Raw genomic sequence first — 21,208 nt, 5'->3', positions numbered from 1 at the left:
CGGATCAGGCTCGCAAGGGTCGGGCGGCGCGGCCGATCGCCTGCTCGGCGTGGCGGCGGGCCTGGACATCGGCCTCGCGCAGCGCCGCCAGCGAGCTGGCCGGGGTGGACGGGAGCGCGGCGAGGGTGTCCTCGACCAGCGCGGGTATCGCTAGGAAACCCACACGGCGCTGAAGAAACGCTGAAACCGCCGCTTCGTTGGCGGCGTTGAGCGTGGCCGGCGCGGTGCCGCCGGCGGCCAGGGCCTGGAAGGCCAGGCGCAGGCAGGGGAAGGCGTCCAGGTCGGGGCGCTCGAATTCGAGCTTGCCGTGGGCCAGCAGGTCCAATCCGGCCACGCCCGATTCGATCCGCCGCGGCCAACCGAAGCCGACCGCCAGCGAGGTACGCATGTCCGGCAGGCCGAGCTGGGCCAGGGTCGAGCCGTCGACGAATTCGACCAGCGAATGGACCAGGCTTTGCGGATGCACCAGCACCTCGATCGGCAGCGGCGCGGACGGGTCCGCGCGGCCGAACAGGTGGTGCGCCTCGATCACTTCCAGGCCCTTGTTCATCAGGGTCGCGGAGTCGACCGAGATCTTCGGGCCCATCGACCACTTCGGGTGGGCGACGGCCTGTTCCGGGGTGACTTCGCCCAACTGCGAACGTGTACGCCCGCGGAACGGCCCGCCCGAGGCGGTCAGCAGGATGCGCTTGAGCCCGGCGTGGGCGTGGGCGTCGGGCAGGCACTGGAAGATCGCGTTGTGCTCGCTGTCGATCGGCACGATGGTCGCGCCGGCCTCGTGCGCGGCGCGCATCAGCAGCTCGCCGGCCAGCACCAGCGATTCCTTGTTGGCCAGCAGCAGGCGCTTGCCGGCGCGGGCCGCGGCCAGGGTCGAATCCAGGCCGGCGGCGCCGACGATCGCGGCGACCACGGTGTCGCAGGCGTCCGAGCCGACCAGCTCGACCAGGGCCTGGTCGCCCTGGTGCGCCTGGGTCGCCAGCCCGCGCGCGCGCAGGCCCTCGCGCAGGGCGTCGAAACCGGCCGGGTCGGCGATCACCGCGTGTTCGGGACGATGCCGCTCGCACAGCGCCAGCAAGGCTTCGACCTTGCCGCCGGCGGCGAGCACGCTGGCGCGCAGCGCCTGCGGATGGCGGGCGATCACGTCCAGCGCCGAAGCGCCGATCGAACCGGTGGCGCCGAGCACGGCGACGTTGCGTTGCGGCAGGGTCATCGGCTCAGAACCCGAAAATGGCCTTGCCCAGGGCGAACACCGGCAGCGCCGCGAGCACCCCGTCGATGCGGTCGAGCACGCCGCCGTGGCCCGGGATCAGATGCCCGGAGTCCTTGACCCCGGCGTGGCGCTTGAGCAGGCTTTCGAACAGGTCGCCGACCACCGAGAACAGCACCGCGACCAGCGACACCAGCGCGACCCACGGCAGCTGGGCGGCGCTCGCGCCGGCCAGCAGCGACAGGCCGACGCCGACCGCGACGCCGGCCACGGCGCCGCCGATCAGGCCTTCCACGGTCTTGTTCGGACTGACCCGCGGGGCCAGCTTGAGCATGCCGAACTTGCGCCCGGCGAAATACGCGCCCGAATCGGCCGCCCACACCACCGCCAGCGCGGTCAGCAGCCACCAGTGGCCGTTGGGGCCGTCGGCGTGGATCCAGGTCAGCGCGCACCAGGCCGGGATCACGCTCAGCGCGGCCGCGGCCAGCTTGAACATGCGCGCATAGGTGCGGTGGTCGCTGGCGAAGTTGAAGCGCTGCAGCCACAGCAGGGCCAGCAGCCACCAGATCACCCCGACCAGCGAGGCGATCTTGAACAGCACCATCGACGGCGGCTGGGCCGGATCGCCGGCGCCGCCGCCGCGCGAGGCCCACACGATCGCCACCATCAGCGCCATGTGCACCACCAGCAGCACGGTGCGCGAGAGGGTGTCCTCGATCTCGGCCAGATCGAACCACTCCCACAGCCCGGCCAGGAACACGACCGCGGCCGCCGCGATCATCCACGGGGTCGGCAGCAGCAGGATCGCGGCGATCGCCACGGGAGCCATCACCAGCGCGGCAATCAGGCGGGTTTGGGTCATTCAACGGTCTCGTTGGTCTGGGCCGCGATCTGCGCCCCGGTCAGGCCGAAACGGCGCTCGCGCCCGGCGAACTCGTCCAGCGCGCGTTGCAGCATCGCCGCGTCCAGTTCCGGCCACAGCGCTTCGGTGAACCACAGTTCGGTGTAGGCCAGCTGCCACAGCAGGAAATTGCTGATGCGGGTGTCGCCGCCGGTGCGGATGAACAGGTCCGGCGCCGGCAGGTCGGCCAGGCACATGCGCGCGGCCAGCAGGCGTTCGTCGATCGCGTCCGGCGCGAGCCGCCCGGCGGCCACGTCCTGGGCCAGCGAACGCGCGGCCTGGGCGATGTCCCAGCGGCCGCCGTAGCTGGCGGCGATGGTCAGGTGCAGGACGGTGTTGGCTTCGGTCTGGCGCTCGGCCGCGGCCATGCGCTCGCGGATCTTGTCGGAGAAGCGGCCGCGCTCGCCGATGAAGCGCACGCGCACGCCGCGCCGGTGCAGTTCCTCGACCTCGCGCTCCAGCGCGTTGAGGAACAGCTTCATCAGGCCGCCGACCTCGTCCTCGGGCCGGCCCCAGTTTTCGCTGGAGAAGGCGAACAGGGTCAGCGCCTGGACGCCGCGCTCGATGCAGAAATCGATGCACACGTTGACCGCGCGCGCGCCGGCGCGGTGGCCGATGATGCGCGGACGGCGCCGGCGCTCGGCCCAGCGGCCGTTGCCGTCCATGATCACGGCGAGGTGGCGCGGGATGCGTGCGGGCGCGGCGGTGGCGGGCTCGGAAGGCATGGCGCCGATGACGGAAACCTCAGGCGGGAAGGGCGGGAAGCGGGTCGTGCGGGCTAGGTTCGTGCCGGCTCGGGCCGCGCAGGCCCGGATCGAGCCGGCGCGCCGGCCGTCGGCAGCGGCGAACCGGGGAACTGGACCCGCGCGCGGCGCGGAAGTTCAGTGCCGGATCGCCGCGTCGGCTCAGACCGCCATCAGTTCCTGTTCCTTGGCCTTGACCACGCCGTCGACGTCCTTGATCGCGCTGTCGGTGACCTTCTGGATGTCGCCTTCGAAGCCGCGCAGCTCGTCTTCGGTGACCTTCTTGTCCTTGAGCAGTTCCTTGGCCTGATGGTTGGCGTCGCGGCGGATGTTGCGGATCGCCACCTTGGCGTTCTCGCTCTCGCTGTGCACGACCTTGGTCAGTTCCTTGCGCCGTTCTTCGGTCAGCGCGGGCAGGTTGATGCGGATCACCGTGCCGGCGGTGTTCGGGGTCAGGCCGAGGTCGGAGGCGAGGATGGCCTTCTCGACCGCGCCGACGATCTGCTTTTCCCACGGGGTGATGGTGAGGGTGCGCGCGTCGCTGACCTGGACGCTGGCGACCTGGTTCAACGGCATCTCCGAACCGTGGTAGTTGACCTTCAGGTGGTCGACCAGCGCGGCGGAGGCGCGGCCGGTGCGGACCTTGGTCAGATCGTGGCGGAACGCTTCCACGCTCTTGGCCATGCGGTTCTGTGCGTCTTTCTTGATGTCGTTGAGCATCGCCGGCTCCGGTCCAGTAACGGTAATCGCGGGATTATATGGGCTGCGGCGGGTTTTGCGGACCACGCCGGCCGCGGCCGGGGGCGCGCGGGCCGCGTCCGGGGGCGGCGCGGACGCGCTGCGGGCGCTGCGGGGAAGGGCGAAAAGCGTGCGCAGCGGCGCGGCGTCGTGCGCCGGGCGGCGGGATTTTCAGGCGCCGGCGCGATCGCCGCGGATGGCCCGCGGCGCGTTCGCGATCACGTTTTTGCGCGCGCCGGGGCGCGGCCTGGGTTCAGCCGCCGCGCCCGATGCGGCTTGCGCTGCATTGCAGCATCGGGGTTCAGCCGTGCGGGGCGTGGCTGTGCTGGCGCGGGTGGTCGTGGCGCTCGAGCTCGCGCTCGCGCGCATCGGCGGCGCGGGCGGCCTCGTCGTGGTCGGCGGCGGCGTGATCGTGGCCGGCGCAGGCGTGGGCGCCGGCATGGCTGTGGTCGTGCCGGTGATCGTGATCGCCGTGATCGTGGCCGTGATCGCCATGATCGTGACCGCCGTGGCCATGATCGTGGCGGCCGCCTGCGGCGCGCCCGTGCGGCGCGCGGTCGTGGCGGTCGTGCTCGCAGGCGCTGCCGTGTTCGACCTGCAGGGTCGGGTGGTTGATGTTGAAGCGGCGGTCGAGCTCGCGGTTGAGCGTGTCGATGAAGACGTCGTGGTCGCGGTCGTCGGGCCGCACGATGTGCGCGGTCATCGCGATCTCGCCCGCGCCCAGCGACCAGATGTGCAGGTGATGCACGGCCAGCACCCCGGGCTGCGCGAGCAACAGCGATTCCACCTCGCGGCGGTCGATGCTCGCCGGCACCGCGTCCATCGCCGCGTTGAAGCTCTCGCGCAGCAGGCCGAACGCGCCGACCGCGACCACCGCGCCGATCAGCAGGGCGATCGCCGGATCCAGCCATTCCCAGCCGGTCAGCCACATGCCGGCGCCGGCCAGTACCGCCGCCAGCGACACCGCGGCGTCGGCCATCAGGTGCAGGAACGCGCCGCGGCGATTGAGATCGTGCTCGTGGCCGGCGCGCACCAGCCACGCCGCGCCGAGATTGACCGCGATGCCGAGCGCGGCGACCACGATCACCGGCAGCGCCGGAATCGCCGGCGGCGCGTCGAAGCGGCGGATCGCTTCCCACGCCAGCGCGCCGGAGAAGCCGACCAGCAGCAGCGAATTGGCCAGCGGCGAGAGCAGGGTGGCGCGGCGCCAGCCGTAGGTGTGGCGGTCGGTCGGCAAGCGCTTGGCCAGCACCGCCGCGCCCCAGGCCAGGCCCAGGCCGACCACGTCGCCGAAGTTGTGCAGCGCGTCGGACAGCAGCGCCAGCGAGTTGGTCCAGAAACCGTAGCCGGCTTCCAGCGCGGTGTAGGCCAGATTGATCAGGGTCACCACGGCGAACGCGCGGGTGCCGCTTTCCAGGCCGTGGTGGTGGCCGCCGGGGCCGTGGTGGTGGCCGTGGCCGCCGTGGGAATGGCTGTGCGAGTGCATGCGCGAATGCTGTCACGGCCGCCGCCGCGAACACTATTACAGGGCCGCGGCGCGGGCGGCTTAAACCATGATCGGCTTCGACGAATCCCAATCCCGGACGTCGCAGCGGGCACGGGCGGACCGCCCGGCCCATGACTTCAGTCACGTTGACGACAGTTGTAGTCATCGGCACAGTGACTACACGTGTAGCTAAGAGGGAAGGCGATGGCGCGCAAGTCGATCGGCGACCAGGAACTGGCGCTGCTGAACCACATCTCCGAATCCGGCGACGCCTCCGTCGGCGAGGTCGCGGCCGATTACGGCGAGGCGCGCGGGCTGGCCCGTTCGACCGTGCTGACGATGATGGAGCGGCTGCGCGCCAAGGCCTACCTGCGCCGGCGCAAGGTCGGCGGCGTGTACCGCTATTCCACCCAGACCCCGGCCGACGACGTGATGCGTTCGGCGGTCGGCAGCTTCGTCGCCAACACCCTGCAAGGCTCGCTGTCGCCGTTCGTGGCGTGGATGTCGCAGCGCGCCGACGTCAGCGACGAAGAACTGGCCGAGCTGCAAGGCTTGGTCGCCGATCTGAAAGCGCGGCGCAAGGAGGATTGACATGACGCTCCAGTGGATCGGCGAAACCTGGTTGCCGCGGCTGCTCGCGGCCGGATTGCAGTCCTTGTTCCTGGTCGCGGCGATCGTGCTGCTGGTGCGCTGGCTGCGGCCGAGCGCGGCGGTGCGCTGCTGGCTGTGGTGGTGCGCGTCGTTGCAGCTGCTGCTCGGCGCGCTGTGGCCGGCGCCGCTGGAACTGCCGCTGTTGCCGGCGCAGTGGCGGCAGGCGGCCGAAGCCGCGGCCGCGCCGGCGGCGCCGCAGCTGTCGCCGACCGCGCAGCTGCCGTTCCTGGTGACGCGCGAGCTGGCCACGCGCAGCGAAGCCGCCGCCGCGCCCGCGGCCGCGCCGATCGCGATCGAATGGCTGTCCTGGCCGGCGGCGTTCGCCGCGTTGTGGCTGGCCGGGCTGATCGTGCTGGCCGCGCTGGGCGCGCGCAGTTACCTGCGCATGCGCCGCCACGTCGCCGGCGCGCGCGATTGCGAACACGCGCCGGCGCTGAGCGCCTACCGCGCGCTCGGCGCCAGCCTCGGCCTGGGCCGGCTGCCGCCGCTGCGGGTGTCGGCGCAGATCGATTCGCCGCAACTGGTCGGCCCGCCGGCGACCGTGCTGCTGCCGCAGCGGCAACTGGCCCAGCTCAGCGACGACGAGCTGGCGATGGCCCTGCACCACGAACTGACCCATCTGCGCCGCCGCGACCTGTGGTGGGGCTGGGTGCCGGCGCTGGCGCGCTGCCTGTTCTTCTTCCATCCGCTCGCCCACCTGATCGCGCGCGAATACGCGATCGCCCGCGAGCAAGCCTGCGACGCGTCCGTGCTCGACAGCCGCCGCTACGCCGCCCACGACTACGGCCGGCTGTTGCTGCGCCTGGGCGTGGCGCCGCGGCCGGCGGCGGCCCTGGCCGGCGCGTCGCCCACCTATACCGTTCTGAAACGGAGATTGCTGATGCTGCAGAACTCGACCTCCCCCGCGCGTCTGGGCGGGATCGCGCTGGCCGCCGCGGTGGCGCTGCTGGGGCTGGTGCCGTACAAGGTCACCGCGGCCGCCGCGGACGCGGCCGCGACCACGGCGGCAACGACGGTGATCGTCGCGCCGTCGATCAGCGTCGCCGCGAGCGGCGCATCGACGGTACGCGAGGATTCCAAGGTCACCATCCACCACGGCAAGTCCGCCGACGGCGAACAGCGCATCACCGAGATCAACAACGGCGATCCGCGCGTGTGGGCGGTCAAGAACGGTCAGTACTTCCGCGTCTACGACGACGGCCGCTACGAGCCGGTGCGCGACGCCGCGACCCGCGCCCATCTGGACGGCCTGCAGCGCGATGCGGCCAAGGCCGAAGTCGAAGCCGCCAAGGCCATGCGCGAGGCCGACAAGGCGATGCGCGAAGCCGGCGTGGCCAGCGGCGAGGCGCGCGCCGAAGCGCGCCGCGCCCAGGCCGAGGCGGCGCGCGCGCGCGAAGAAGCCAGGCACGACCGCGAGCAGGCGCTGCGCGATGCCGAGCAGGCCCGCCGCGACGCCGAGCAGGCCCAGCGCGATGCCGAGCAGGCGCGCGCCGAAGGCCGACGCGCCCGCGAGGAAGCCCAGCGCGAGGGCGCCCGCGCCCGCGAGGAAGCCCAGCGTGAGGGCAAGCGTGCCCGCGAGGAGGGCTTGCGTGAGGCCCAGCGCGCTCGTGAGGAAGCCCAGCGCGAAGGCGAGCGTGCCCGCGCCGAGGGGCAGCGCGCCCGCGAGGAGGCCCTGCGCGCCGGCGAGCGCGCCATCGCCGAAGGGCGACGCGCCCGCGAGCAGGCCGTGCGCGCCGGCGATCGCGCCATCGCCGAAGGGCGACGCGCCCGCGAGCAGGCCGTGCGCGACAGCGAGCAAGCGCGCCGTGCCGGCGAGGACGCGCGCCGCGCCGGCGAGCAGGCCCGCCGCGACGCGCAGGAGGCCCAGCGCAACGGCGAGCGGGCCCGTCTCGACGCGGAACAGGCGCGCCGCAACGGTGCGTTGGCGCGCCGCGATGCGGAGCGGGCCCGGCGCAACGACGCACAAGCACGGAGCAACGACGAGCAGGCCCGCCGCAACGACGAGCGCGCGCGGCGCAACGACGAACAAGCCCAGCGCGATGCCGACAAGGCGCAGCGCAATGCAGAAGCGACCGGCCGCCAGGCCGCGCTCGCCGCCGCGCGCTTGCGACTGCTGGCGTCGGCGGCGTCACAGCGCGATATCGCGCAGGCCGTGCGCGAGACTCAGCAGGCGCATCGCGACATCGAGCAGGCGCATCGCGAGGGCCGCATCGCCGCGTCCGATCGCGCCCGTCTGCTGGCCCTGGCCGACACGGCCCAGCGCGCCGCGCGGGCGATGGGTACGGACGCGACCGGCCGCGAGGCCGAGCGCGCCGTGCGGGCGATGGGTGCGGCCGCGATCGGCCGCGAGGCCGAACGCGCCGTGCGGGCGATGGGTGCGGCTGCGATCGGCCGCGAGGCCGAGCGCGCCGTGCAGGCGATGGGTGCGGACGCGATCGGCCGCGAGGCCCGGCGCGCTGTGCAGGCGATGGATATGGACGCGATCGACCGCGAGGCCAGCGCGGCCGCGCAAGCGGCGACGATGCAATAAGGCGGGACGAACCGGCCGTAGCCGGCGTCCGGGCCGCGGGTCGCGGCTGTGCGCGGTCGAACCCCGGCGCAGCTTGAGCGCTACGCGTATCTGAACTTCGAATCCCCTGGTCGCTGACCCGGCGCGCCGATCCTGGCGGGCGCCGCCAAGCGACTCTTGCCCGATGCGCCCCCGCATAAGGCAACGGCCCCGGTCGCAGCGCGCCCGAGGCCGTCTCTTTATCCGCTCGCCGCGACGCTGTCGCGCGCGGCCCGCCGGCTTCAGCCGCGGCCCTGCACCAGGGTGCCGATGTCGGCGCCGCGCAGGATGTTCAGCAGCACGCCCGGCTGGCTCATGTCGAAGATGCGCAGCGGCAGTTCGCTGTCGCGCGCCAGCGCGAACGCGGCGGTGTCCATCACCTGCAGGTCGCGGCTGATCACTTCGTCGTAGCTGAGCTTGTCGAAGCGCACCGCGTCGCTGTGCTTCTTCGGATCCTTGTCGTACACGCCGTCGACCTTGGTCGCCTTGAGCAGCAGGTCGGCGCCGATCTCGATCGCGCGCAGCGCGGCGCCCGAGTCGGTGGTGAAGAACGGGCTGCCGACGCCGGCGGCGAAGATCGCGATGCGGCCCTTTTCCAGATGGCGGATCGCGCGGCGGCGGATGTAGTCCTCGCACACGTCGTTGATCTTGATCGCGCTCATCACCCGCACCTTGGCGCCGAGCTTTTCCAGCGAATCCTGCATCGCCAGGGCGTTGATGACCGTGGCCAGCATGCCCATCTGGTCGCCGGTGACCCGGTCCATGCCGCCGGCCGCCAGGCCCGCGCCGCGGAAGATGTTGCCGCCGCCTATCACCAGCGCCACTTCGGCGCCGGCCTGCTGCACTTCGATGACTTCGCGCGCGAGCCGGCCGATGACCTTGGGATCGATGCCGTAATCCTCGTCTCCCATCAACGCTTCGCCGGAAAGTTTCAACAGGACACGGCGATAGGCGAGCTGGGACATGGGATATCTCGGGGGAGGCGGAAAACGGGCGGAATTGTAGCTTATGCCCGGCGCCCGCGGCGTGCGGGAATGGGCCGGCCGCAGCGCTTCGGGCGGTTCGCGGCGCGCCCGGCCGGCAAGATCCAGCCTGTATGATCGCCGCGGCAGGTCCGACCAGGAACCGCCGCGGCCGGCGCCGCCCCCGGCGCGCCGCGCATTGTCCAAGGAGATGGCTAGTGACGATCAAGAACCTCAACGAATTCCTCGAGAGCTCCAAGCAGAAGGACCTCAGCGCCGAAACCTTCGAGCTGGAAAGCTCGCACCTGCTCGAGGTCAAGCTCAACGGCCGGGTCTGGGCCAAGGCCGGCTCGATGGTCGCCTACCGCGGCGGGGTCAAGTTCGTGCGCCAGGGGCTGATGGAGCAGGGCCTGACCAACCTGCTGAAGAAGGCGATCAGCGGCGAAGGCACCCAGCTGATGAAGATGGAAGGCCAGGGCCGCGTCTACGTCGCCGACGCCGGCAAGAAGATCACCCTGCTGCGCCTGAACGGCGAATCGATCTTCGTCAACGGCAACGACGTGCTGGCTTACGAGGACGGCATCGCCTCCGACATCAAGATGATGCGCAAGGTCGCCGGGATGGTCTCGGGCGGCCTGTTCAACATCAAGCTCAGCGGCAGCGGCGTGGTCGCGATCACCTCGCATTACGAGCCGCTGACCCTGGCGGTGACCCCGGACCAGCCGGTGTTCACCGACCCCAACGCCACCGTGGCCTGGTCGGGCGGGCTGAGCCCGGACATCGTCACCGACATCTCGCTGGGCACGCTGTTCGGCCGCGGCTCGGGCGAGAGCGTCCAGCTCAAGTTCGCCGGCACCGGCTGGGTGGTGGTGCAGCCGTACGAGGAGGTCTATTTCCAGGGCGGCGAGTAAACCTGGCGGCGCCCTCGCGCGCGTGCCGCCGCGGCGGCGCGCCCGTGCGGGCGGCGAGGCCGGGCAGGTCTGCAAGGAGCGCAGCGATGAATCGAACGATGGCGATGTGTCTGGGCGGCGCGATGGCGCTGTTCGCGATTGCGGCCGCGGCCGAGCCGCCGGCGTCCACGCCGGTGGGCGACATCGGCGCGGGCGGCCCCTGCGAGTCGATCGGCGAAGTGGTCGGGCTCAAGGCCGGGCGCGATGGCTTCCTGGCCGTGCGCGAGGGGCCCGGCACCGGCCATGCGCAGGTCGGCTCGCTCGGCGACGGACGCCGGGTCCGGCTGTGCCGCAGCGAAGGCCGCTGGGTGTCGGTGATGTTTCCGCCGCCGGGCTCGGGCATGCGCTGCGAGCCCGACTCGGCCGATATCCGCCGCTACCGCGGGCCGTGCCAGTCCGGCTGGGTGCACTGGAACTGGATCCGGATCGTCGCCGGCTGACGCCGTCCGTGCGCGGCATCGGATCCCGAAAATTTGCGCAGCGATAAAGGAGTATTGCGATGAAACCGATCGAAGCGGCGTTGCTGACGATAGCGCTGGCGTTGCCCGCGGTTCCGGCCGAGGCCGCGCCGCCGCGCGCGGTGCCGGTCGAAGTCGGCGGCAGCGAGGAATGGGACGCCTGCGGTGCGACCGGGCGGGTGCGCGGGCTCAAGGCCGACGGCGACGGTTTTCTCGCCGTGCGCGCCGGTCCCGGCGCCGACCACCGCATGCTCGACAAGCTCGGCAACGGGCGCCTGGTCTATCTGTGCGGAAACCGCGGCGGCTGGACGTCCGTGGTTTACGCGCCGACCGACGCGGACCCCAGCGTATGCGGCGTGAGCTCGGCCATCGCCGAGATCGAGGTCTACCGCGGCCCGTGCAAATCCGGTTGGGTCAATACGGCCTGGATCGAAGTGGTCGCCGGTTGAGGCGTTGCGGGGAAAGCGCGATGAAAACACGCAAATCGGCGCCGATCGCGGTGACCTTGGCGTTGGCGTTGTGCGCGAACGCGAGCGTGGCCGCGCCGCCGCGCGCGGTGCCGGTGACGGTCGGCGGCGACGCGGTGCTCGACGCTTGCGGCTCGCTCGGTCGCGTGCACGGCCTCAAGGCCGATGGCGACGGCTTCCTGGCGGTGCGCGCCGGTCCCGGCGCGGCGTATGCGACGACCGACAAGCTCGGCGAAAACCGCGAAGTGATGATGTGCGGCCAGCGCGGCGAATGGGTCGCGGTGGTCTACGCCGATTCGCGGCTCGGCCGCTGCGGCGTGAGCGCGCCGATCGCCGAGCGGCAGCCGTATCGCGGGCCGTGCAAGTCGGGCTGGGTGCACGGCCGCTGGATCGAGCTGATGGCCGGCTGAGCGGTCGAGCGGTCGATGGGCAATGCGGACCGCGGCCAACTCCTGTGGGAAGGCCCTCAGGCCGACGCTTTTGTCCCGGATCGCTTCGAACCGGCGGAAAAGCGTCGGGGCCGAAGGCCCTCCACATAAGCTAAGGTCTCGGCCTGAGCCCGATGCCCGCTCGCGCGCTCCGGCAAAGAATGCTCGCTCCAACAAAGAAAAAGGCCGCGGAATCCGCGGCCTTTTTCGTACTGCAAGCTGGAACGCGGCGGCTTACGCCAGACCGGCCTGCTTCATGACTTCGGCGGCGAAGTCGTCGGTCTGCTTCTCGATGCCTTCGCCCACGACCAGACGGGTCATGGTGATCACCTCGGCGCCGGCGGCCTTGACCGCCTGCTCGACGGTCTGGTCCGAGTTCAGCACGTACGGCTGGCCGTACAGGGTGACTTCGTTGACGATCTTGGCGATCTTGCCGCTGATGATCTTCTCCAGGATGTCGGCCGGCTTGGCCTTGTCCTTCTCGGACATCTTGGCCAGCTCGATTTCCTTTTCCTTGGCCACGAACTCGGCCGGGACGTCGGACGCCTTGATGTGCGGCGGGTTCATCGCCGCCACGTGCATCGCGATGCCGCGCGCCAGCTCGGCGTCGCCGCCCTTGAGCTCGATCAGCACGCCGATCTTGCCGCCGTGCACGTAGGCCGCGACGTTGTTGGCGCTGTCCAGGCGGACCAGGCGACGCACCTGCAGGTTCTCGCCGACCTTGGCGATGACCGCGGCGCGGGTTTCCTCGACGGTCTCGCCGCTCGGCAGCTTGGCCGCCTTCAGCGCTTCCGCGTCGGCGGCGCCGGAGGTCAGCGCGACCTGGGCGACGGCGTCGGTGAAGGCGAGGAAGTTGCTGTCCTTGGCGACGAAGTCGGTTTCCGAGTTGATCTCGACCAGCACGGCCTTGCCGCCGTCCTGGGCGACCGCGATGCGGCCTTCGGCGGCGACGCGGTCGGCCTTCTTCTCGGCCTTGACGGCGCCGGACTTGCGCAGCCACTCGACGGCGGCTTCCAGGTCGCCGGCGGTTTCGGTCAGAGCCTTCTTGCACTCCATCATGCCGGCGCCGGTGCGCTCGCGGAGTTCCTTGACTAGGGAAGCGGTGATTTCAGCCATGAGATTACCTCGGGTATTCGTGTGGCTCGTCGCAGGAGCGGCGTAAGCCGCGACAAACCGAAGCGGCGCAATGCGCGAAATCGGCCGGAGCGATGGTGTCCGGCCAGCCTTTCGCTCCGATGCGCGCGCCAGAGCCGGATCGGGCTCTGATGGTTCGCGCGCGGAGCTTCGTTCTGTCGCGGCTTACGCCGCTCCTGCGGGAGCGGATGCGGGGTGTCGCAGCCGCGCAGTGTCGCGCGGCTGCATGACGGTGCGGCGACTGCGGGCCGATTACTCGGCCGCAGCGGCGTCCGGCTTGCCGGCCGGCTTCTTGGCCGGAGCGCGGCCGCGCGGAGCCTTGCGGTCGTCCTTGCCGGCGTCTTCGCTGCCGGCTTCGGCGGCGAAGTCTTCTTCGCGCACGCCACCGGCGGTCGGCGAAGCGGCCTTGCCTTCGAGCACGGCGTCGGCGGCGGCGCGGGCGTACAGCTGCACGGCGCGGATGGCGTCGTCGTTGCCCGGGATGGCGTAGTCGACCAGTTCCGGGTTGTAGTTGGTGTCGACCACGGCGATGACCGGGATGCCGAGCTTCTTGGCTTCCTTGATCGCGATGTCTTCATGACCGATGTCGATCACGAACAGCGCGTCGGGCAGACGGTTCATGTCCTTGATGCCGCCCAGCGAGGCTTCCAGCTTGTCGCGCTCGCGGCGCAGGCCCAGCACTTCGTGCTTGACCATCTTCTGGAAGGTGCCGTCGGTTTCGCCGGCTTCCAGTTCCTTCAGGCGCGAGACCGACTGCTTGACGGTGCGGAAGTTGGTCAGGGTGCCGCCGAGCCAGCGCTGGGTCATGAACGGCATGCCGCAACGCTCGGCTTCTTCCTTGATCGACTCGCGCGCCGAGCGCTTGGTGCCGATGAACAGGATGGTGCCGCGCTTCTGGGCGATGCCCGAGATGAAGTTCATCGCGTCGTTGAACAGCGGAACGGTCTTCTCGAGGTTGATGATGTGGATCTTGCCGCGCGCGCCGAAGATGTACGGACCCATCTTGGGGTTCCAGTAGCGGGTCTGGTGGCCGAAGTGGACGCCGGCTTCCAGCATCTGACGCATGGTGATCTGGGGCATTGCAAAACTCCGAAGGCAGTGGAACCGCGCCGCGAAAGGTGTGGGCGCTGCGTCCGCGGCGAGCGCGGGCGCGTGGTTCCGGGGTTGGGCCTCCCCGACGCTTCCGTGTCCGAACCGCTGCGGGGCGGAGCCTGCGGCTCCGGACCCTGGGCGGCACCCCGGCACGGGGGATGGCGTCAGGTGTGAATTCGCCGGTGACGTCCGGCGTGGACGGCTGCGGTCGGGTCCCGATGAAGGGCGGTCCGGTCGCAGAGCCGCGGAATTGTAGCCGCGACGGGGGCTTGGAGCAAATCGGCGGTTTCGGCCGGGCCTCGGGGCTTGCGCAGAGGGCCTCCCGCGAGCGCTGGCGAGGTCTCTAGGAGGCGTGAGACCGTTTCAATGGCCCGCCGCGGCACGCTGCGGACCGTGCGCTGCGGTGATCCTGGCAGCCTGAATGAGCGATAATGCCGGCATGGCCATTTCCATCAAGACCCCCGAAGAGATCGAGAAGATGCGCGTCGCCGGCCGCCTGGCCGCCGAAGTGCTCCAGGTCGTCGCCCCCTACGTCAAGCCGGGCGTCAGCACCGGCGAGCTGGACCGCATCTGCTACGACCATATCGTCAACGTGCAGAAGGCGATCCCGGCCAACGTCGGCTACAAAGGTTTTCCCAAGACCGTGTGCACCTCGGTCAACAACGTCATCTGCCACGGCATTCCCAGCGATTCGAAGATCCTCAAGGACGGCGACATCGTCAATATCGACGTGACCGTCATCAAGGACGGCTGGCACGGCGATACCAGCCGCATGTACTACGCCGGCACGCCGTCGGTCATGGCCCGGCGCCTGGTCGACGTGACCCGCGAGGCGATGTTCCGCGCGATCCGCTTCGTCAAGCCCGGCGCGACCCTCGGCGACCTCGGCCACATCATCCAGACCTACGCCGAAGCCGAGCGCTTCAGCGTGGTGCGCGATTACTGCGGCCACGGCATCGGCCGGGTCTACCACGAAGAACCGCAGGTGCTGCACGTCGGCCGTCCGGGCGAGGGCATCAAGCTGGTTCCCGGCATGACCTTCACGATCGAGCCGATGATCAACGAAGGCACCTACCGGCATAAGACCCTGCCGGACGGCTGGACCGTGGTGACCAAGGACCGCAAGCTGTCGGCGCAGTGGGAGCACACCGTCGCGGTGACCGAAGACGGGGTCGAGATCCTGACCCGCGTGCCCGGCGACGACAACGACCTATGACCGGCCCCGTCGCCGACGAACGCTCGGCGACGCCCGCAGCGGCGGCCGCTGCCGCCGCCGTCGCCCCCGAAGCCGCGCCCGGCAGCCCCGCCGCGATCCGCGCCGCGCTCGCCGCGGTCGACGCGGCGCTGGCCGAACGCTTCGACAACGGCGGCGACGCCGACATCGACAAACTGCTGCGCGCGCGCGCCGACGCGGTCGACGCGCAGGTGCGCGCGGCGTGGCGCGCCTGCATCGCCGACGGCGCGCCGCTGGCGCTGTTCGCGGTCGGCGGCTACGGCCGCGGCGAACTGTTCCCGCAATCGGACATCGACCTGCTGGTGCTGGCCGAACCCGAGGCCCAGGCCGCGCAGGCCGAACAGCTGGGCTGCTTCTTCGCCAGCCTGTGGGACGCCGGCCTGCCGGTCGGCCACGCGGTGCGTTCGGCCGCGCAATGCACCGAGGCCGGCAGCGACCTGACCGTGCTGACCGCGATGCTGGAAGCGCGTCCGATCGCCGCCGACGCGGTCGCGCGCATGGCGCTGCAGGCGTCGATCGCGCCGTCGCAGGTGTGGCCGGCGCGCGAGTTCTTCGTCGCCAAGCGCGACGAACTGCGCCAGCGCCACGCGCGCTACGGCGACACCGCCGACAACCTCGAGCCCAACCTCAAGGAAGGCCCCGGCGGCATGCGCGACGTGCAGACCCTGCACTGGATGGCGCTGCGCATCATCGGCACCTCCGACCTCGAATCGCTGGTCTCGATCGGCCAGCTCGGCGCCGACGAATGGGCCACCCTGGAACGCGAGCGCCGCGCGCTGTCGCGGCTGCGCTTCGGCCTGCACCTGGTCGCGCGCAAGCGCGAGGAGCGGCTGCGCTTCGATTACCAGAAAGTGCTGGCCGAACGCCTGGGCCACGTCGACAGCGCCGACAACCTCGCCGTCGAGCAGATGATGCAGGGCTTCTACCGCAGCGCCGCGCTGGTGCAGCGGGTCGGCGAGCGCCTGCTGCAGCGGTTCGAGGAACAGATCGAAGGCGAGGCCGCGCCGGTGCCGTTGGGCGCGCCGTACGAAGCATTCGAATTGCGCCGCGATTACATCGCCGCGCGCGACCCGCATTGGCCGAACGACGCCGCCGACGTGTTCGCATTGTTCGCGGCCTGGGCCGCGCACGACGAGATCCGCGGCCTGCACTCGCGCACCGCGCGCGCGCTGGCCGAGGCGCTGGCCAAGGTGCCGGGCTTCGAACAGGCCGAACCGGCGCTGCGCGAGCGCTTCCTGAAGATCCTGCGCGGCCCGCATCCGGTGCACGCGCTCGAACGCATGGCCCGCCTCGGCGTGTTGGGGCGCTGGATTCCGGCGTTCTCGAAAGTCTCGGGGCGGATGCAGTTCGATCTGTTCCACGTCTACACCGTCGACCAACACACCCTGGCGGTGCTGCGCAATCTCGCGCGCTTCGCCTCCGGCGTGGCCGACGAGCGTTTCAGCATCGCCCACGAAGTGTGGCCGCGCCTGCGCAAGCCCGAATTGCTGCTGCTGGCCGGCCTGTTCCACGACATCGCCAAGGGCCGCGGCGGCGACCATTCCGAACTCGGCGGCGACGATGCGCGCGCGTTCGGCACGACGATGGGGCTGAGCGAGTCCGATACCGCCCTGGTCGAATGGCTGGTGCGCCAGCACCTGTTGATGTCGGTGACCGCGCAGAAGCAGGACATCGCCGATCCCGAGGTGATCCACCGCTTCGCCAGCAAGGTCGCCGACCGCGAGCATCTGGACCATCTGTACCTGCTGACCTGCGCCGACATCGCCGGCACTTCGCCGAAGTTGTGGAACGCGTGGAAGGACCGGCTGCTGGCCGACCTGTACACCGCCACCCGGCTGGCCCTGCGCCGCGGCCTGGAGCATCCGGTCGCCGGCGAGGAGCGCGCCGCGGAGACGCGCGAGGCCGCGCACGCGATGCTGGCCGCGTTCGGCGCGCGCGACGAGGACATCGCCGCGCTGTTCGCGCGCATGCCGCAGATCGCGTTCCAGCGCGGCCGTCCCGATCAGATCGCGTGGCAGGCGGCGTCGCTGCGCGGCGTCGCGCTCGGCGACACCCGGGTGCGCGCGCGGCCGGTCAGCGCCCACGGCGGCGCGCATGCCGGCGCGCTCGAAGTGTTCGTGCATTCGCCCGACCGCGACGGCCTGTTCGCGGCGATCGTGGCCACGCTCGACCGGCTGGGGCTGGCGATCCAGCAGGCGCGCGTGCTCGACGGCCCGCACAACGCTATCTTCGACACCTTCGAAGTGGTGCCGACCGATCCGCGCCAGCCGCCGAGCGCCGAAGACGTCGAGCGCCGCCTGGCCGCGACGCTGGCCGGCGCGCTCGACAAGATCCGTCCGGCGCGGCGCGCGCAGCCGCGCCACCTGCGCCATTTCCGCATCGCCCCGCAGATCGAGTTTTCCGCCTACAACCAGGACGACCAGGCCAGGCCGCGGACCACCCTGAGCCTGGTCTGCACCGACCGCCCGGGCCTGCTCGCCGACGTCGCCCAGACCCTGCGCCGGCAGAAGCTGCGCGTGTACGACGCGCGCATCGCCACCTTCGGCGAACGCGCCGAGGACGTGTTCCAGATCACCGACGAGCGCGATCTCGCGCTCGATGCAACGCAACAGCAGGCCCTGCGCGACGCGCTGCTGGCCTGCCTCGAAGGAGAAAACCGATGAGCCCGCCGCCCAAGAGCCCCGCCGCCAAGAAGACCGCGAAGAAGGTCGCCAAGAAGAAGCCCGAGGCGCCGGGTCCCGACGAACTCAAGTTCATGATCGACAGCGCGTTCGAGCGCCGCACCATGCTGACCCCGGACGAGGTCGAAGGCTCGACCCGGCCGACCGTGGAGCGGGTGATCTCGGGCCTGGAGCAGGGCGAGTTCCGCGTCGCCGAGCCCGACGGCAAGGGCGGCTGGAAGGTCAACGAGTGGCTCAAGAAGGCCGTGCTGCTGTACTTCCGGGTCAACGACATGCAGGTGGTCGAAGCCGATCCGGCGCCGTTCTGGGACAAGGTCCCGGCGCGCTTCGAAGGCTACGGCGAAGCCGATTTCCGCAAGCTCGGCGCGCGCGTCGTGCCCGGCGCGATCGCCCGCCGCGGCGCCTACATCGGCAAGGACGTGGTGCTGATGCCGAGCTTCGTCAACATCGGCGCGCACGTCGGCGAAGGCACGATGGTCGACACCTGGGCCACGGTCGGTTCGTGCGCGCAGATCGGCAAGCACTGCCATCTGTCCGGCGGCGCCGGCATCGGCGGCGTGCTGGAACCGCTGCAGGCCTCGCCGACCATCATCGAGGACCACTGCTTCATCGGCGCGCGTTCGGAAGTGGTCGAAGGCTTCGTCGTCGGCCACCACAGCGTAATCGGCATGGGCGTGTTCCTCGGCCAGAGCACCCGCGTCTACAACCGCGCGACCGGCGAGATCAGCTACGGCTCGGTGCCGCCGTACAGCGTGGTGGTGTCGGGCCAGCTGCCGGCCAAGGACGGATCGCATTCGCTGTATTGCGCGGTGATCGTCAAGCAGGTGGATGCGAAGACGCTGTCGAAGACCAGCATCAACGAGTTGTTGCGCGGATTGGCGGACTGAGCATGGGCTCGCCGGCTGCGTCCGTCCTCTCGCATTCGCTGATGACCCGGTGGGTGAAGCAGCCGTTTCCGGGCATGGCCTTGGTCGTGCTCGCGGCGATGCTGGTGGGCGGGGTGTTCAACCGGCCGTGGAATCCGCTCAGTCTGATCTTCGCCGCCGGCGTCGTCGCGCTGGCGGCGGCGATCCAGCGGGCGATGGCGCGGCACTTGGTCGATGAAGTCGTCGACGGCGGCGACCATCTGCTCGTGCGCTCGGGCGGCGTCGAAGAAAAAGTGATGCTGCGCGATGTCGCGACGATCCGCCGCGGCTTCGGCCACAACCCCGAGCGCCTGATCCTGACCCTGCGCAAGCCGGGCCGGCTCGGCGATACGATCGTCTTCATCCCCAGGCGCATCCGCTGGTTTCCCTACGTCGAGCATCCGCTCGCCAATGAGCTGATGGCTCGCGCGCAGATGCTGCGCCTGCATGCGTGAGCGCTGCGCCTGGCCGGCGAGTGCGAAGGCTCGCGTTCGCTATTGCCGAGTCGGCGCGTTCGCACAAGGAATAGCCATGCGCAGGATTTCGACGTCGATGACGGTTTGGCACAAGCGCGCTTTCCCGGCGATCTGGTTCGGCCTGCTTGCCGTGTATTTCTTCTTCGCCGTGCGCCACAGGCCGTTGCAGCTCGTCCCGGTGGCGCTCGCCCCGGCGCTGATGCTGTTCGGTTTTTTCGTCATGCGCGCCTATGTGTGGGACCTGGCGGACGAAGTGCTCGACGACGGCGACCGGCTTGTGGTGCGCAAGGGCGCGCTGGAGCAGGCGCTGTTTCTGCGCGACGTGGTCGAGGTGCGGATCACCCGAAATTCCGACCCGACCCGCCTGACCCTGGTGCTCGCCGCTCCCGGCGTGCTGGGCGACAAGATCGTTTTCGCGCCGGCGTTCGCTGCGGCGAGCCTGGTTCCGTTCTCGCGGCATCCCTTGGCCAAGGAACTGGAAGACCGCATAGCAACGCTCAAGAACAATCGATGAGGCAGTCATGACCACGCTGTACGGATTGAACAACTGCGACACCTGCAAGAAAGCCCGCAAGTGGCTCGACCGCTTCGGCGTCGCCCACACCTTCGTCGACTACCGCGACAACCGGCAGACGCCGGAGACGCTGATCGAGTGGAAGACCCAGCTCGGCGGCTGGGAATCGCTGATCAACAAGTCCTCGACCACTTGGCGCACGCTGCCGCCGAACCGCAAGGAACCGGCGTCGGACGCGGAGTGGAAGCTGCTGCTCAAGGAATACCCGCAGCTGATCCGGCGGCCGGTGGTGGTCACCGACGACGGCAAGGTGACCCAGGGGTTCAGCGACAACGGCTTCAAGCAGCGGTTCGGGATCGGCGCATGAGCGCGTGCAGCGAGGTGCTGGCGTTGACCTGCGACCTGATCGCGCGCGCGTCGGTGACGCCGGCGGACCTCGGTTGCCAGGATTTGATCGCGCAGCGCCTGCAGCGCGCCGGTTTCGCGTGCGAGCGTCTGCGCTACGGCGAGGTCGACAATCTGTGGGCGACCCACGGCGACGGCGACGGCGACGGCCCGACCCTGGTGCTGCTCGGCCACACCGACGTGGTGCCGTCCGGCCCGGTGGAGAGCTGGGCCAGCGATCCGTTCGCGCCGGAAATCCGCGACGGCGTGCTGTACGGCCGCGGCGCTGCCGACATGAAGGGCAGCGTGGCCGCGTTCGTGGTCGCGCTGGAGCGCTTCGCCGCGGCGCATCCGCGCCATCGCGGCCGCGTCGCACTGCTGCTGACCTCGGACGAGGAGGGCGATGCCATCGACGGCGTGCGCCGCGTCGCCGAGACCTTCCGCGCGCGCGGCGAGCGCATCGACTGGTGCGTGACCGGCGAACCCTCGTCGACGCGCAAGCTCGGCGATCTGTTGCGGGTCGGGCGCCGCGGCACCTTGTCGGCGACGCTCAAGGTGATCGGCGTGCAGGGCCACGTGGCCTATCCGGACAAGGCCCGCAACCCGATCCATCAGGCGATGCCGGCGCTGTCGGAACTGGCGGCGCGGCGTTGGGACGAGGGGTACGAAACCTTCCCGCCGACCTCGCTGCAGATCAGCAACATCCACGCCGGCACCGGCGCCAACAACGTAATCCCGGGCGAACTGCAGGTGCTGTTCAACCTGCGCTTCAATCCGAGCTGGAACGCCGAGCGGCTGGAGCGCGAATGCGAAGCGGTGCTGCAAGCGCATGGCTTGCAGTACGAACTGGCGTGGTTCCGCGGCGGCGAGCCGTTCTATACCCCGGAAGGCCCGTTGCGCGCGGCCGCGCGCGACGTGCTGGCGCAGTTCGCCGGCGCGGCGCCGGAGGAGAGCACCGGCGGCGGGACGTCGGATGCGCGTTTCATCGCGCCGCTGGGGGCGCAGTGCATCGAGATCGGGCCGGTCAATGCGAGCATCCACAAGGTCGACGAGAACGTGTCGGTGGCGGATCTGGAGGCGTTGCCGGATCTGTATTTGACGTTGATCGAGCGGTTGATGCTTTAAGCGGGGTTGCTACCTGTAGGAGCGGCGCGAGCCGCGACTGCGACAACACAGCTACGATGAAAGTTGCGGCGTAGTTGTGTTGTCGCAGTCGCGGCTCGCGCCGCTCCTACAGGGAGGCACCGAA

The 21,208-nt window shown here is 70.5% G+C and carries 21 protein-coding genes; 13 read left to right on the top strand and 8 right to left on the bottom strand.

Annotated features, from left to right (window positions below; all coding sequences use genetic code 11):
* Positions 1-4: 4 nt before the first annotated feature.
* The 5 genes from dxr to JHW38_RS07610 all read right to left on the bottom strand — a co-directional run bounded on the left by dxr (position 5) and on the right by JHW38_RS07610 (position 5,075).
* Positions 5-1,210 carry a 1-deoxy-D-xylulose-5-phosphate reductoisomerase gene (dxr, locus tag JHW38_RS07630; protein ID WP_207525374.1) on the bottom strand — a complete coding sequence of 402 codons (1,206 nt, stop codon included), beginning with the start codon at positions 1,208-1,210 and terminating at the stop codon, positions 5-7.
* Positions 1,211-1,214: 4 nt separating this feature from the next.
* Positions 1,215-2,069 (bottom strand): phosphatidate cytidylyltransferase, encoded by an 855-nt coding sequence (locus JHW38_RS07625; RefSeq protein WP_207525373.1) that lies wholly within the window; start codon positions 2,067-2,069, stop codon positions 1,215-1,217.
* Positions 2,066-2,833, bottom strand: a complete 768-nt coding sequence (gene uppS, locus JHW38_RS07620) for a polyprenyl diphosphate synthase (RefSeq protein ID WP_207525372.1) — start codon at positions 2,831-2,833, stop codon at positions 2,066-2,068. Before uppS ends, JHW38_RS07625 begins: the two co-directional genes overlap by 4 nt.
* Positions 2,834-3,013: 180 nt before the next feature.
* Positions 3,014-3,571, bottom strand: coding sequence for a ribosome recycling factor (frr, locus tag JHW38_RS07615; protein ID WP_207525371.1), 558 nt, complete (start codon positions 3,569-3,571; stop codon positions 3,014-3,016).
* Positions 3,572-3,890: 319 nt separating this feature from the next.
* Complete coding sequence (locus JHW38_RS07610; protein ID WP_207525370.1) at positions 3,891-5,075, bottom strand: cation diffusion facilitator family transporter; 1,185 nt, start codon at positions 5,073-5,075, stop codon at positions 3,891-3,893.
* Between the two features lie 204 nt (positions 5,076-5,279).
* Here JHW38_RS07610 and JHW38_RS07605 point away from each other — a divergent pair, with 204 nt between their 5' ends.
* On the top strand, positions 5,280-5,666 hold the full coding sequence (locus JHW38_RS07605) for a BlaI/MecI/CopY family transcriptional regulator (RefSeq protein ID WP_207525369.1): 387 nt from the start codon (positions 5,280-5,282) through the stop codon (positions 5,664-5,666).
* Between the two features lies 1 nt (position 5,667).
* The gene (locus tag JHW38_RS07600) at positions 5,668-8,256 is read left to right on the top strand and encodes a M56 family metallopeptidase (RefSeq protein WP_207525368.1); all 2,589 of its coding nucleotides are present in this window, start codon (positions 5,668-5,670) and stop codon (positions 8,254-8,256) included.
* Positions 8,257-8,516: 260 nt separating this feature from the next.
* Here the strand turns inward: JHW38_RS07600 and pyrH are convergent, their stop codons facing one another.
* On the bottom strand, positions 8,517-9,239 hold the full coding sequence (pyrH, locus tag JHW38_RS07595; protein ID WP_207525367.1) for a UMP kinase: 723 nt from the start codon (positions 9,237-9,239) through the stop codon (positions 8,517-8,519).
* A 215-nt stretch (positions 9,240-9,454) separates the two neighbouring features.
* On the opposite strand from pyrH, the gene JHW38_RS07590 reads away from it, so the two are divergent.
* From JHW38_RS07590 to JHW38_RS07575, 4 genes are all read left to right on the top strand, one after another.
* Positions 9,455-10,147, top strand: a complete 693-nt coding sequence (locus JHW38_RS07590) for an AIM24 family protein (protein ID WP_207525366.1) — start codon at positions 9,455-9,457, stop codon at positions 10,145-10,147.
* A gap of 86 nt (positions 10,148-10,233) precedes the next feature.
* Complete coding sequence (locus JHW38_RS07585) at positions 10,234-10,626, top strand: SH3 domain-containing protein (protein ID WP_207525365.1); 393 nt, start codon at positions 10,234-10,236, stop codon at positions 10,624-10,626.
* A gap of 59 nt (positions 10,627-10,685) precedes the next feature.
* The gene (locus JHW38_RS07580) at positions 10,686-11,093 is read left to right on the top strand and encodes a hypothetical protein (RefSeq protein ID WP_207525364.1); all 408 of its coding nucleotides are present in this window, start codon (positions 10,686-10,688) and stop codon (positions 11,091-11,093) included.
* 20 nt (positions 11,094-11,113) lie between these two features.
* Positions 11,114-11,521 (top strand): hypothetical protein, encoded by a 408-nt coding sequence (locus JHW38_RS07575; protein ID WP_207525363.1) that lies wholly within the window; start codon positions 11,114-11,116, stop codon positions 11,519-11,521.
* A 252-nt stretch (positions 11,522-11,773) separates the two neighbouring features.
* Here the strand turns inward: JHW38_RS07575 and tsf are convergent, their stop codons facing one another.
* Both tsf and rpsB read right to left on the bottom strand, forming a co-directional pair.
* Entirely contained in the window at positions 11,774-12,655 is an 882-nt protein-coding gene (gene tsf, locus JHW38_RS07570) for a translation elongation factor Ts (protein WP_207525362.1), read from the bottom strand.
* A gap of 270 nt (positions 12,656-12,925) precedes the next feature.
* On the bottom strand, positions 12,926-13,753 hold the full coding sequence (rpsB, locus tag JHW38_RS07565; protein WP_207525361.1) for a 30S ribosomal protein S2: 828 nt from the start codon (positions 13,751-13,753) through the stop codon (positions 12,926-12,928).
* Positions 13,754-14,204: 451 nt separating this feature from the next.
* Here rpsB and map point away from each other — a divergent pair, with 451 nt between their 5' ends.
* The 7 genes from map to dapE all read left to right on the top strand — a co-directional run bounded on the left by map (position 14,205) and on the right by dapE (position 21,084).
* A complete protein-coding gene (gene map / locus JHW38_RS07560; protein ID WP_207526288.1) occupies positions 14,205-14,981 on the top strand; it encodes a type I methionyl aminopeptidase in 777 nt (258 codons plus the stop codon).
* Entirely contained in the window at positions 14,978-17,662 is a 2,685-nt protein-coding gene (gene glnD, locus JHW38_RS07555; RefSeq protein ID WP_207525360.1) for a [protein-PII] uridylyltransferase, read from the top strand. Before map ends, glnD begins: the two co-directional genes overlap by 4 nt.
* The gene (gene dapD / locus JHW38_RS07550; protein WP_428995313.1) at positions 17,638-18,567 is read left to right on the top strand and encodes a 2,3,4,5-tetrahydropyridine-2,6-dicarboxylate N-succinyltransferase; all 930 of its coding nucleotides are present in this window, start codon (positions 17,638-17,640) and stop codon (positions 18,565-18,567) included. Before glnD ends, dapD begins: the two co-directional genes overlap by 25 nt.
* 2 nt (positions 18,568-18,569) lie before the next feature.
* Positions 18,570-19,040 (top strand): hypothetical protein, encoded by a 471-nt coding sequence (locus JHW38_RS07545; RefSeq protein ID WP_207525358.1) that lies wholly within the window; start codon positions 18,570-18,572, stop codon positions 19,038-19,040.
* A 97-nt stretch (positions 19,041-19,137) separates the two neighbouring features.
* Positions 19,138-19,575: a hypothetical protein gene (locus JHW38_RS07540; RefSeq protein ID WP_207525357.1), complete on the top strand. Its 438-nt coding sequence runs from the start codon at positions 19,138-19,140 to the stop codon at positions 19,573-19,575.
* Between the two features lie 7 nt (positions 19,576-19,582).
* Positions 19,583-19,942, top strand: coding sequence for a Spx/MgsR family RNA polymerase-binding regulatory protein (locus JHW38_RS07535; RefSeq protein WP_207525356.1), 360 nt, complete (start codon positions 19,583-19,585; stop codon positions 19,940-19,942).
* Complete coding sequence (gene dapE / locus JHW38_RS07530; protein WP_207525355.1) at positions 19,939-21,084, top strand: succinyl-diaminopimelate desuccinylase; 1,146 nt, start codon at positions 19,939-19,941, stop codon at positions 21,082-21,084. Before JHW38_RS07535 ends, dapE begins: the two co-directional genes overlap by 4 nt.
* Positions 21,085-21,208 lie beyond the last annotated feature (124 nt).

This window comes from Lysobacter enzymogenes (assembly GCF_017355525.1).
GTDB classification, from domain to species: Bacteria; Pseudomonadota; Gammaproteobacteria; order Xanthomonadales; family Xanthomonadaceae; genus Lysobacter; species Lysobacter enzymogenes_C.
The sequence above is the reverse complement of the archived record's forward strand: the minus strand, read 5'-3'. Positions and strand labels throughout refer to the sequence as shown.